The organism is Paenibacillus radicis (ex Gao et al. 2016), assembly GCF_014641555.1.
GTDB classification, from domain to species: Bacteria; Bacillota; Bacilli; order Paenibacillales; family Paenibacillaceae; genus Pristimantibacillus; species Pristimantibacillus radicis.
Genome location: NZ_BMHY01000004.1, coordinates 448,123 through 459,791 on the forward strand (window position 1 = coordinate 448,123; position 11,669 = coordinate 459,791).

Consider the following 11,669-nt stretch of genomic DNA (forward strand, 5'->3'; position numbering starts at 1 on the left):
GTTGCCTGCTCGCTTATTTGAATCGAATGGTATGACCGGCTATGAAATCAACCCATGGATTAATCATTTCATCGCCAAACTTATCTTTCTTCTTCTCAATGCCGAACAGATAGCGGGCATCTTCTGCCGCCGGATATGCCGGGCTATGCCAGACACCGCGGTTGATTACGATAGCTTGTCCGGGTTTGATTCTGAAGCACTTGACGGTGGCAGGGTCAGGACGTTCTTCCGGATTCTCAATATCTATGCATTCCGCTACTGGCTGAACAAGCTCGCGGTCAAAGGTAAGAAGCAATTCCTCGCGGCTGACATGCCGTTCCATTGCCGTTACAACGAATTCACGCTGCTTCGTTACGACCAGCCCAAAACCGATTGGCTCCGATACGTCCAGCATTTGAATATAGCTCCAGCAATCCCACCCGTCTCCGGATTTGGAAGGGTCAACTGCCGGCAGATCTATGACTTTGCCATAGGGCGCAAAGGCCTGCGCCGTCAAATCTTCGATTTGCACGTTATGCTCCATTAAAGCTGCCTCCTCGTATAAGGATGATTAGAAATCAAAGCTGTCCACATTTTCACTAGTAACTTGTAGCGTTCCAATAAATACATTTTGTCCGTCAACCTTGATTGTTCCTACATTCGGAATCTCTGTGCCGTCTTTAATCTCTTTGCCTTGAGCCAGCTGATCCAGAATATAGACCGTTACATACGCCAGCTTGCCTGGGTCCCAAATAATATCTGTTTTGATCGTGCCGTTTTTAATATAGTTTTTCACAACGCTTGGAACGGCAATGCCTGTAATAGCAATTTGATTTTTCTTCAAGGTGCCTGCCTTAACCGCTTGCTCTACAACCTCTGCTGCCGCTGGCGGTTCGCCGCCTGCAAATCCGACAATGCCTTTCAACTCAGGGTAAGTTTGAATCAGGTTTTGTGCATTGGCATACGCCTTTTGCTGATCATCGTCACTGGCTACCGTCGTAACGACTTCAATATCCGGGTAGTTCGCTGCAAAATAAGCTTTCGCCGCATCGGATTTGGCAATCTGATTCTGAGAGCCTAGACCGGCAACCATGAATGCAACCTGTCCCTTGCCGCCAATTTCATCTCCGATGGTTTTGGCCAGCAGTTCTCCGACCTCTTGGTCTGTAGCCGGCGCTACATAATATTGACGGTCGGTTTCTGGCGCGTCGCTATCCCAGGTCACAATATTGACGCCTTGACCGGCCGCTTTTTTGAATACAGGTCCGACCGCTTTCGCATCATTAGGCGATACGCCAATTCCGTTCACTTTGCGTGTGAGCATATCTTGGATCATATTAATTTGTTTGGAAGAATCCGCTTCTGTCGGCGCGTTAAACAGCACTTTGACCTTTAAATCCGCTTCTGCCTTTTTGGCTCCCTTTTCTGCGGCTGCCCAGTAAGCAGGTCCAATAGACTTCGGATTCATGAAATAGGTTCTTGTACCGGAAGCACTGCCGCCTTGATTCGTACCGCTTCCAGCATTCGTTGGATTGTTGTCTTTTGTTCCGCAAGCTGCCAAACTCAAAGCCAATACACCCGTCAATACTGCCAATGCCATTTTTCTCATAGGTCTCACACTCCGTTGAATTTTTTGTTTCCTACAGCAAGCAGAAGCAGCGCCCCTAATATAACTGCCTGGTAAAGCACGGATACGCCTAACAAATTCAAACCATTACGCAAGAACACGATGATGAGCAACCCGACAAAGGTACCTGAAAGACTCCCCCTCCCTCCAAAAATATGTGTGCCTCCTATTAAAGTAGCTGTTATAACATCCAGCTCTATATTGGTACCCGATGTCGCCTCCGCGCTTGCTAGACGAGACACCAGGAATACACCCGCTAAGGCCGAAAACAATCCGCTAAGCATAAAGAGCAGGAATCGGATGCGTACAACCGAAATGCCGGAATAACGGACGACCTTTTCATTATTGCCAATCCCGTACACATACGTGCTGAATCTTGTTTTCTTCATGACGAAGCTGGCGATGAGGAACATGATGACCAAGAATATCGCATTAACCGGGATACCGCCGATATACTGTTGACCCATGAAATAGAAGGCGTCCGGAAATCCGCTGACCGGCCTCCCCTGATTAATAACGTAGACAAGGCCTCGCAGCATGACCAGCATCCCAATGGTGACGACAATCGCTTGCATCCTGTGTCTCGCGATGAGATAACCGTTAACGGCCCCGCATAACAAACCTGCAAGCAGTCCGATGATCATACTGACCCATATGTTCATGCCGTGCTCGAATGCAACGCCCATGCAGACAGCGGAGAAAGCCAGGATTGAGCCGACCGAGAGATCCATTGCGCCGGATATGATGATCATCGTCATCGGGATCGCGATCAGCCCCACCTCAACCATTTGGTTCAATACATTCATAAAGTTAGAGACGGATAGGAAATAGGGAGACAAGAAGCTGAACAGGACGAGAATAACGAATAGCAGAATGAGTTGAACGAGCAACTTATTCACTCGGAGCGAGATAGTCCATGCACTCATACTAAATCCTCCTCTTTTCCTTTGTTTTGACGAATACGCTGCAGTGTATTAATGACAATTGCCAGAATAATCAGAAAACCGGTGGCGGCATCTACCCAGAACGGAGAGACCTTAGATATAATCAGCCCGTTTTTAATGATGCCCATAAAGAGTACGCCAAGCATCGTTCCGGCTATCGTGCCAACACCGCCAAATATGCTTCCCCCGCCGATCAGAACGGCCGCCATCACTTCAAAGGATAAGCTGTTGCCGGCTGTCGAGGCTTGTACGCTGCCTACTTTCGATGCGAAAATAACTGAGGCAACCCCGACCAGCAGTCCCGTTAATACATAGACCATAAACTTGGATTTCGCTACGCTGATGCCAGCGAGCTTGGCTGCGGAATTGTTCCCGCCGATCGCGTAGATTCTTCTGCCTGGCCGGGTGAATTTCAATAGATAGATAAAGACCGCAATAAGAATGATGGCTGTAAGCAGCGGAAATGATAGGCCTAGCAGATTACCTTGTCCGAAAAATCGGAAGTCCGCCGGAAAGTTCGTCATCCAGGTTCCTCCGCTGATCCCTACCGCAATGCCTCTGAAAATGTACATCGTGGCCAAGGTCACAATGATATCCGGAATTTTCCGCACAGCGATGAAATAGCCGTTTACCACTCCGCACAGTACCCCGATGCCTATCCCCATTGCCGCTGCAATCCAGGGATGGATGCCATGACTGAGAAACAGTCCGACTGAGGTTGCCGTTACAGCTAGAACAGAGCCGACCGATAAATCCATGCCTCCCAGCAGGATGACCATCGTCATCCCGATCGCCACGATAAACATGGAGATGTTCTGATCCAGAATCAGCTTAATATTATCGAATTGCAGAAAATCGGGAGAAATGACCGCAAAGAGCAGCGTAACAATAATCGTAAACAGGATAATAGGCGCTTCATGCACATTTAATATGCGTTTCATAAGGTGCCTCCTTCTATGAGCGGGTGTGAAGCTCTCTGCAGCAGCTGCTCCTGGTCCGCTTCGCCATGTGCGAATTCATGCACAATCTCGCCTTTATACAGCACCAAGATACGATCGCTTAGCCCAATAACCTCAGGCATTTCCGAAGATATGAGCAGAATGCTTAGTCCTTCTTGGGCCAGTTGATCAATAATGCTGTAAATTTCTGCCTTCGCCCCGACATCAACACCCCGGGTCGGTTCTTCCAGAATTAGAATATCCGGATGTGCCGCAAGCCATTTACCGATCACTACCTTCTGCTGATTGCCGCCGCTCAGAAAGTCTACACTTTGCCCGTCACTTGGCGCTTTAATCCGCAGCTTCTCCATATATTCTCCGCTCATTTGCTTAATCCGCGCCTCGTCAAGCACCAAGCCCTTTGAAAGCTGGGGCAGAATGGGAATCGACAGGTTTTGCCGAATCGACATCGGTTTTATGATGCCCTGACGGTGACGATCGGGAGGCACATAAGCAATCTTCTTGGCTTTAGCTTCACTAGGGCTATTTATTTTTACAGCTGCACCATGAATGCTGATTGCACCAGTTCCCCGTTTAAGCCCGAACAGGCGCTCAGCAATCGTATGCGTACCTGAACCCGGAACGCCGAACAAGCCTAGAATCTCTCCTCTTCGCAATTCGAACGAGACCCGGTGCGTAGAATCAAGCGACAGTTCTTTGACCTGCAGCACCACTTCTTGATCCTGCTGTTGTTCTCTTACCGGGTACAGTTGGCCAACCGCTTTGCCGACCATCATTTGAATTAAGCTCTGCTCCGTAACCTCTCCGATCATTCGGGTATCGATCTTAGCTCCGTCGCGCAGCACCGTTACCTTGTCCGCAATTTCAAATATTTCCTTCATACGGTGGGAAACATACACAATGGCTACACCTTGCGCCCTCAGTCGATTAACGACATCAAACATTTTCTTCACTTCGTTTTCCGGCAGCGCCGCGGAAGGCTCATCCATAATGAGTACATCTGCCTGAAAGGACAGCGCTTTGGCAATCTCGATGACTTGCTGGCTATGGACCCCGAGATGCCGGACCTCCTTGCGGACATCGATCTCACCGCCGCCGATCGAATCGACCAGACGCTGCGCCTCTTCATACATTTTGGACCAGCGTATCCGTCCGAACCGGTCCTTCATCTCAGGCCGGTCGATAAAGATGTTTTCCGCAGCGGATAAATTAGAAAATAAGTTGAATTCCTGATGGATGATCGATACTCCCTGACGCTGAGCATCCAGCGGGTTGCGGAACGTCACTTCCTGATCCTTCAGCCGGATCTTCCCTTGCGTCGGCGAATAGACACCTGACAGCACCTTCATTAGCGTCGATTTACCTGCTCCGTTTTCCCCCATTAGTGCGTGAACCTCACCTGGATACAGCTCAAATCCAACATTGGACAACGCTTTCACACCTGGAAACTCCTTGCTGATTCCTTCCATCGTCAATACCGGATGCGTCATCGTTTGACCTCCCATTCACCTGCATCAGACTGAATTTTGGGTAACTTTAACAAGACTAAGCGTTAAATCGTCAAAGTCTTGGTATGCAGGAATTCCTTTCAGAATTCCTCCTATCACATTTTGCAAATTATAATGTTATTGATCTATTGGTTTTATACGCTGAAGAAATTCATGTACTTGATCCTCTGTTGGAATCGAGCTCTGAGCACCGGCAGCCGATACGGCAAGTGCTGAAGCTGCTGTGGCATACCGCAGACTTTCCTCCAATGTGTCTCCCGCGATATATTTTGCAGCAAATGCCCCGATGAAAGTGTCTCCAGCCGCTGTTGTATCCACGGCATCCACTGTAAATGCAGGCATCTCGATTTCAGTTCCAGCTTGGTCCAAATAGAGTGAGCCTTTACTGCCCAAAGTGATAATAAGATGAGGAAGACCAGCCTCCAGCAATTGCTTCCCTGCCTTCAACGCTTGGCTTATTCCGTCTATCCGGGTACCGCTCAATTCCTCCGCTTCAACCTCATTCAGAATGAGGAAGCTGACCTTGCTCAATTGAGTGTGGTCAAATCCGGCAATCGGAGCGGGATTCAGAAATACCGGGATATTGGCAGCCGCGGCTTTATCAAGCACCCTTTGATTTGCGGCCTGGGCGATTTCATTTTGCAGCAGGATGACGTCGAATCCGGTTAGATCTAGTGTATCCACCTCGTCCTCCCCATATTTGCCATTCGCGCCCGCTGATAAAATAATGTTGTTCTCGCCCGACTGATCAATGGTTATTAATGCGATCCCCGTCATGGCCTGCTTCTCTATCACGCAATTAAGATCAATTCCATCCTCCGTTAATTGCTTGCGGATGTCCGCGCCGAAGGAATCCAAGCCCAGTCCTCCAGCCATAGCTACCGATGCGCCGGAGCGAGAGGCTGCAACCGCCTGATTCGCTCCCTTGCCGCCTATGAAGAAGCGGGTCTCGTTGCCTTGTATCGTTTCACCGGGAACCGGGTGACGTTCAACCTGAGTGACAATATCCATATTCATGCTGCCCACTACCAAGATCTTTGCCATAGGTCTCCCCCCGTATTACTTGTTCAGCCTTTTAACTGAGCCGTATTTCATCAATTCAACATCCAGGATCACTTTCTTCAGCTTGGTCTGCTCTGAAGGCTCTCCTTTAATTTTCTGGATGAGCATTTCTGCCGCTTGAAGTCCCATTTCTCGGGTTGGTCTGCTGACAACTGTTACGCGCGGCTGCACAAACTGAGCAAGCTCATTGTCGTCAAAGCCAATTAATGAAATATCCTCTCCAATACGGAGGTTCAAATCACGGATCGCTTTGATCGCGCCGGTGCAGATCACATTGTTTGCCGCGAATATGGCGGTTGGCGGCTGCTCGGAGCGCATAAGCTCCATCGTGAACCGGTAACCATCCTCCTCCAGCCAATTCCCCTGCTTATGATAGTTGGGGTCAGGTGTCAGGCCGCCCTCATGCATCGCTTGATGATAGCCCCAGTAGCGATCCTTGCCGTCGTTAAAATCATGCTCCCCGTCAATAATAGCAATGCGTTCATGTCCATATTCCACAAAATGCCTGGTTGCTTCGTATGCACCGCGAAAGTTATCAATTAAGACGCCATCGTGGCCGCAATCATTAATATAACGGTCGACCAAAATCGTAGGCTTGCGGATATTCCGGTAAAACTCGGCATCCTTATGTGTCCCGATTAAAATCATGCCGTCTACATTTTTCCCCAGAAAGCTGTCGAAAAACTCGTCCTCTTCCGCTTCATCACCATTCGTGGCAACCACTAGAGTGAAAAATCCTTCTTTCTTGGCTACCTCCACCATCCCCCCAATAACCGCAGTATAGAAGGGATTCTGAATTTCCGGTACAACGACGGATAGCATTTTGGTTTTTTTATTAACCATAGAGGCTGCCATCGTATTCGGTACAAAATTCAACTCATCGATAATCTTTAATATTTTCTTCCGGGTTGCATCACTTACTCGATCCCGTCCGTTCATCACGCGGGATACAGTAGCTACAGACACGTTGGCGTGCTTGGCTACGTCTTTAATGGTGATTTCCTTGTTAAACATAGCTACCCCCATTCCTTATGATATTGTCATAACGTTTTCGCAAAGTTAGTTTATTCATCGTCCATGGTAATAATTTCTATCGGATTGGTTCTGTGCGAAACCGTTTACGCAATTTCTAGTTTTATATTAGTACATGCCAAATCAGATTACAATAGGTTTTTTCGAAAATTAGAAAATAAAACGTTTACATTTTGTATACATTACGTGTATATGTTACATGTGTGGATGGTATTTAATTTATTCCGCTGTTATTGCTCAATTATATGTTATCTATAATGACACAAACGAGGGTTTTTCAGAAAATTTTTAGTCTAATCTTACATTGGGTAAAAATGCAATTTGAACTTCTCTGTCTGCTTTCGATCTAATTTCAATGCATATGAAGTTGAAAATTTGCCTTTATAGCATTCCACTTCCAAGTAAAAATGTTGCGAAACCGTTTACGCAAAATGTATCAAATCAGCTTCTGATAGACGTGAAAAAGCTGTGGTGAAACCAGGTTGCTCCTCCTGATTTCACCACAGCTTTTAACAAGTTTGCTTTTCATTGATTCGACCATAATACCTGAAACTTATCCTTCCATATCAGCTATCTCTCTGCGGGATATTCCCCCCATCATATAAGGCAGCAATGAAAGCACACCTGCCAAGGCAAGAACAACGCCTACCCAGATCGGTGCGGCCAGTCCATAACCGGCGCTGATTGCCAGTCCGCCAACCGAAGAGCCAACGACAACACCAAAGGTTACGATCGCGGTATGAACCGTATTGATCATAAGACCGCTCCCTCCTGTCCGAATAACCCTTGCCACCATTGGCGGGTTCATAGGAACCCCCGCAAGACCAATAACGATAACAGCAGGGATAACAATCAGAGGTTCATGTACGCCTATAGCGAAAGCCAAAAGTGCAATAGACAACACGATCAGCCCTGCAGCTAGCAGCTGCATCGTATAACGGTCAGCCAGCCTGCCGGTTATTAGATTCCCTATAACGGTTGCCGCTCCATACACAACGAACAGAATCGGAATGGAGGCGGCTGAAAATCCGGTCAAATCGGTAAAGATCGGAGCGAAATAACTAAAAGCCGCAAAGGTTGCCCCGATAATAAGAAAACTGGTCAGATAAGCTGCCCAGAGCTTACGATTGCGGAAGGCGGTCATTTCATGCCTCAGCCTTGTAGGCTCCGGTTTGGCCAATGACGGGATCAGACGCAACGCGGTTATACCGGAAAGCAAAACAAGAACAGCAACCGCCCAGAAACTAAAACGCCAGCCATAAGCATCAGCCGCCCACGTTGCAGCCGGTGTGCCAAGAACGGTCGCGATCATAAGCCCTCCGAAAATAATCGACACCGCCCTCCCGCGCTCATTTTCTTTCACAAGGGAGGCGGAGATCGAGATGGATACGCCAAATGCTGCCGAGGATGCAACGCCGGTTATGATGCGCGAGACCATCATGACTTCATAGCTATTGGCTATTGCTCCAAGCAACTGCCCGACGAGAAAAACTACGCTGAGTGCAATAAACGCTTTTTTTCTCGGCGTATTCAGCAGAGCAGCAGTCAATATAGGTCCGCCCACAACCATTCCAGCCGAAAAGGCGCTGATCAGATAACCTACTGCTGACACTGGCACGCCAAATTGCTCCGCTAGTGTATTCATCATTCCGGCGACCATAAATTCTGAAGTGGTCATACAAAAAATAGTCAAACCAAGTACATAAATAGCTAAAGGCATTTCAGTTCCTCTTTTCATAAAATTAATCATTCTTTAATATTGTAATAATCAGTACAAAATTAACGAGAAAAAATTGCCGGTTTTCCCGGCTAATAAATAGCGGATAATGTGCCTTCCACAATGGATTTGGCCAATTCTCGGTTCTGCGAGGAGCTGTTAAGTACACGAAGCCCGTAATAGCTGCTGAGAAACAAGCTTGCCAGTTCCTTTACCGGCCGCCCTGAAGTAATCTCTCCGTTCTCGCAGCCTCGCTCAATCTGCCGGCAGAGCTCCTCCTCCAGTATTTCGATATGCCTTGTCATGATCTGCTCGACCATAGGATCAACTCGCGCCCTTTCCATCGCCGCATTAATGAGCAGGCAGCCTCTGCGCCCGGATTCCGAGAAATCCTCGTTGATTCCCCACTCCAATAGCCCGCGCAGCCTTTCTTTCAGAGGTAACGTATTCTGTAAAATGGCGCTTTGTTCTCGTATCCCTTCCTCATGGTACCGCTGGAGCACCTGTCCGTACAGCTCATGCTTGCTGCCAAACGCATTATACAAACTGCCTTTCCCAAGACCTGTCTGCTTGCACAGATCCTCAGTCGAGCACCCTTCGTATCCGTTCATCCAAAAGGCATCCATTGCCGCATCGATAACAGTCGTATCTTTGAATTCTCGTGGTCTTCCGCTTCTGGTCACGACTACTTCCCTCCTTACCTACTATCGATAAATTGTAGTATATGCAATTTGTAACGTTCAGTCAAGAAGTTGTTTACAGTCATTCTGTTCTCTGTTACAGTTGAGAGGTTAATACCAAATTAAACCGGGAGAGGAAGTAGGAAATCATGCAAATCGCAATTATTGGTACAGGAAATATCGGCGGTAATCTCGCTCGACGTCTTACCAAGCTCGGCCATGATGTCACCATTGCCAATTCACGCGGACCTCATACACTGACGGAGCTAGCTGCCGAGACTGGCGCCAAGCCTCTTGGGGTTAACGAAGTAGCGCGTGGAGCAGAACTTGTCATTGTCACGATTCCGCAAAAGAATATTCCTGATCTTCCTGAAGGCATCTTCGATCACACGGCACCAGGTGCTGTTTTCGTTGATACCGGCAACTATTATCCCCGTCAACGCGACGGTTTAATTGCTGAGATTGAGGCCGGCTTGCCGGAAAGCCGCTGGGTCGAGCAGCACTTGAAGCGTCCCGTCAACAAAGCTTTCAATGGTATAACCGCTCTAAACTTACTTGAACGCGGCCTTCCAGCCGGTTCACCCGATCGCATTGCTCTGCCGGTTGCCGGTGACGATCCGAACGCTAAAAAAATCGTGCTTCAGCTCATCGAGGAGCTTGGTTTTGATGCAATAGACGCAGGCGGACTGGATGAATCCTGGCGACAGCAGCCTGGAACCCCCAGCTACCGGGAGCATAGAGCTGACTCTCTTCGCCAAGCGTTAGCCGATGCTAGTTCTGTTCGCAGCGAAGATTTTAAAGCTTAAATGACAGCAGATATTCACCCCTTCGCACCGTTTAACAACTTGCAAGCCAAAGCATCATCTACGGATGAGCTTTGGCTTCTTTGCACTTATGATCTTCAATTTTCAGCCTGCGCAGTTCATGCTATAATCCCAAAGAGGGGTGATATTGTTGAGCGGTTTCATAATCGTTGTCATTATTTTTGCAGTCTTATTAGGTGTTTTCAAAAAGAAGAAGTGAATCAAAATTCAGATGTTGTTCATTGTACATATTCCAATAGCGTTAGCCCTGTTGGCTGCGAGGATTTTCATAAATGAACAACAAGGAAGCCAAAGCATCATCTGCGGATGAGCTTTGGCTTCCTTGCTTTGTTGATGCAATGCACTTATTGACCGGATTTAATCTCTTCCATAAAGCTTCTGAAGTTCTCGGCGATTTCTTTGGAACGGGTATGGTGCAAATAGTGATCGCCATCAAAGGTCATTACTTTGCCATGCACCGAGTTTTTGATTTGCTCTTCATGCAACGGGATCCATCCTTCCGTCTCCGAATCATTCGCTTGCAAGAAGAAGATTAAAGGCAGGTTTTTCGGAAACGTTAATTTTTCAGTCGCTTTAAAGTTAGGGCCAAAGTGTTCACCTTCACTCAAAATGCTCGCATTAAACGAATTTTTCAGCGAAATGATTCGGATCTGCTCTCTGGCTGCATCATCAACATCAGGTGCAACTAGCTGATCGGGAGCTAATTTCATTATCAAGCGGTAAAATCCCGATAGCTTGAGTTGTTTATACATGCCCGATGGAAAAGGCTCATCGTTGCCGCCTTGTGTTGGCACACTACTGTCGATCCCGGCAAAGGCCGTCACTTCATTCTCATATTTGTTCACATAATCGAGTCCGTAAATGCCTGCAATGGAGTGACCCATCAGGATGTAGCGGTCAATATTCAATTTCTGCAACGCTTCATGCGTTTCATTAACGATATTCTCCACGGTGCGTTCTTTATCTGTATCATCGCTTAACCCATAGCCAAAAGGCTCAATCGCGACAACTTTGTAGTACGGGGACAGTTCCTCTATCAGCGGCTTAAAGTCAATGGCTGGAGCCCCTGTTCCAAATCCCGGCAGCAGCACGACAGTCTCTTCACCCGAACCTTGAATGAGAACATTCATGTTTTTCCCGTCTACAGGGACAAGCTGGCCATAGGACTGTATTTTCCCCTTCTCGATCTTATTGCAAATGACGTTTACAACAAATACAGTGGCTAGAAAAAGAATGATTATTGCAAGTAGAATAGCGATTACCTTTATCCATTTTTTCATAGTTGTATCCCTTTCTTATGTTCCGCATTTTGTCTTCCCATCTGTCTACCTCATTGT

Annotated in this window: 11 protein-coding genes; 1 reads left to right on the top strand and 10 read right to left on the bottom strand. The window is 47.6% G+C overall.

Annotation, left to right across the window (positions count from 1 at the left end):
• Positions 1-13: 13 nt before the first annotated feature.
• The 9 genes from IEX98_RS13685 to IEX98_RS13725 form a co-directional block, all read right to left on the bottom strand.
• Positions 14-523, bottom strand: coding sequence for an ureidoglycolate lyase (locus tag IEX98_RS13685; protein WP_188889738.1), 510 nt, complete (start codon positions 521-523; stop codon positions 14-16).
• A gap of 27 nt (positions 524-550) precedes the next feature.
• On the bottom strand, positions 551-1,588 hold the full coding sequence (locus IEX98_RS13690; RefSeq protein WP_188889739.1) for an autoinducer 2 ABC transporter substrate-binding protein: 1,038 nt from the start codon (positions 1,586-1,588) through the stop codon (positions 551-553).
• A 5-nt stretch (positions 1,589-1,593) separates the two neighbouring features.
• Positions 1,594-2,532: an ABC transporter permease gene (locus IEX98_RS13695; protein WP_188889740.1), complete on the bottom strand. Its 939-nt coding sequence runs from the start codon at positions 2,530-2,532 to the stop codon at positions 1,594-1,596.
• Positions 2,529-3,491 (bottom strand): ABC transporter permease, encoded by a 963-nt coding sequence (locus IEX98_RS13700; protein ID WP_188889741.1) that lies wholly within the window; start codon positions 3,489-3,491, stop codon positions 2,529-2,531. Before IEX98_RS13700 ends, IEX98_RS13695 begins: the two co-directional genes overlap by 4 nt.
• The gene (locus tag IEX98_RS13705; RefSeq protein WP_188889742.1) at positions 3,488-4,999 is read right to left on the bottom strand and encodes a sugar ABC transporter ATP-binding protein; all 1,512 of its coding nucleotides are present in this window, start codon (positions 4,997-4,999) and stop codon (positions 3,488-3,490) included. Before IEX98_RS13705 ends, IEX98_RS13700 begins: the two co-directional genes overlap by 4 nt.
• 135 nt (positions 5,000-5,134) lie before the next feature.
• Positions 5,135-6,061, bottom strand: coding sequence for a ribokinase (rbsK, locus tag IEX98_RS13710; protein WP_188889743.1), 927 nt, complete (start codon positions 6,059-6,061; stop codon positions 5,135-5,137).
• Between the two features lie 15 nt (positions 6,062-6,076).
• Positions 6,077-7,093, bottom strand: a complete 1,017-nt coding sequence (locus IEX98_RS13715; RefSeq protein ID WP_188889744.1) for a LacI family DNA-binding transcriptional regulator — start codon at positions 7,091-7,093, stop codon at positions 6,077-6,079.
• Positions 7,094-7,664: 571 nt separating this feature from the next.
• Positions 7,665-8,831, bottom strand: a complete 1,167-nt coding sequence (locus IEX98_RS13720; RefSeq protein ID WP_188889745.1) for an MFS transporter — start codon at positions 8,829-8,831, stop codon at positions 7,665-7,667.
• Positions 8,832-8,920: 89 nt separating this feature from the next.
• Positions 8,921-9,511, bottom strand: a complete 591-nt coding sequence (locus tag IEX98_RS13725) for a TetR/AcrR family transcriptional regulator (RefSeq protein ID WP_188889746.1) — start codon at positions 9,509-9,511, stop codon at positions 8,921-8,923.
• A gap of 146 nt (positions 9,512-9,657) precedes the next feature.
• On the opposite strand from IEX98_RS13725, the gene IEX98_RS13730 reads away from it, so the two are divergent.
• The gene (locus tag IEX98_RS13730; RefSeq protein WP_188889747.1) at positions 9,658-10,314 is read left to right on the top strand and encodes an NADPH-dependent F420 reductase; all 657 of its coding nucleotides are present in this window, start codon (positions 9,658-9,660) and stop codon (positions 10,312-10,314) included.
• 362 nt (positions 10,315-10,676) lie between these two features.
• Here IEX98_RS13730 and IEX98_RS13735 read toward each other — a convergent pair whose 3' ends face one another.
• Positions 10,677-11,612, bottom strand: a complete 936-nt coding sequence (locus IEX98_RS13735; protein WP_188889748.1) for an alpha/beta hydrolase — start codon at positions 11,610-11,612, stop codon at positions 10,677-10,679.
• Positions 11,613-11,669 lie beyond the last annotated feature (57 nt).

What these genes read in the sequence shown, in the direction of transcription:
- IEX98_RS13685 (WP_188889738.1), bottom strand. Translation starts at nt 523, where the DNA reads ATGGAGCATAACGTGCAAATCGAAGATTTGACGGCGCAGGCCTTTGCG.
- IEX98_RS13690 (WP_188889739.1), bottom strand. Translation starts at nt 1,588, where the DNA reads ATGAGAAAAATGGCATTGGCAGTATTGACGGGTGTATTGGCTTTGAGT.
- IEX98_RS13695 (WP_188889740.1), bottom strand. Translation starts at nt 2,532, where the DNA reads ATGAGTGCATGGACTATCTCGCTCCGAGTGAATAAGTTGCTCGTTCAA.
- IEX98_RS13700 (WP_188889741.1), bottom strand. Translation starts at nt 3,491, where the DNA reads ATGAAACGCATATTAAATGTGCATGAAGCGCCTATTATCCTGTTTACG.
- IEX98_RS13705 (WP_188889742.1), bottom strand. Translation starts at nt 4,999, where the DNA reads ATGACGCATCCGGTATTGACGATGGAAGGAATCAGCAAGGAGTTTCCA.
- rbsK (WP_188889743.1), bottom strand. Translation starts at nt 6,061, where the DNA reads ATGGCAAAGATCTTGGTAGTGGGCAGCATGAATATGGATATTGTCACT.
- IEX98_RS13715 (WP_188889744.1), bottom strand. Translation starts at nt 7,093, where the DNA reads ATGTTTAACAAGGAAATCACCATTAAAGACGTAGCCAAGCACGCCAAC.
- IEX98_RS13720 (WP_188889745.1), bottom strand. Translation starts at nt 8,831, where the DNA reads ATGCCTTTAGCTATTTATGTACTTGGTTTGACTATTTTTTGTATGACC.
- IEX98_RS13730 (WP_188889747.1), top strand. Translation starts at nt 9,658, where the DNA reads ATGCAAATCGCAATTATTGGTACAGGAAATATCGGCGGTAATCTCGCT.
- IEX98_RS13735 (WP_188889748.1), bottom strand. Translation starts at nt 11,612, where the DNA reads ATGAAAAAATGGATAAAGGTAATCGCTATTCTACTTGCAATAATCATT.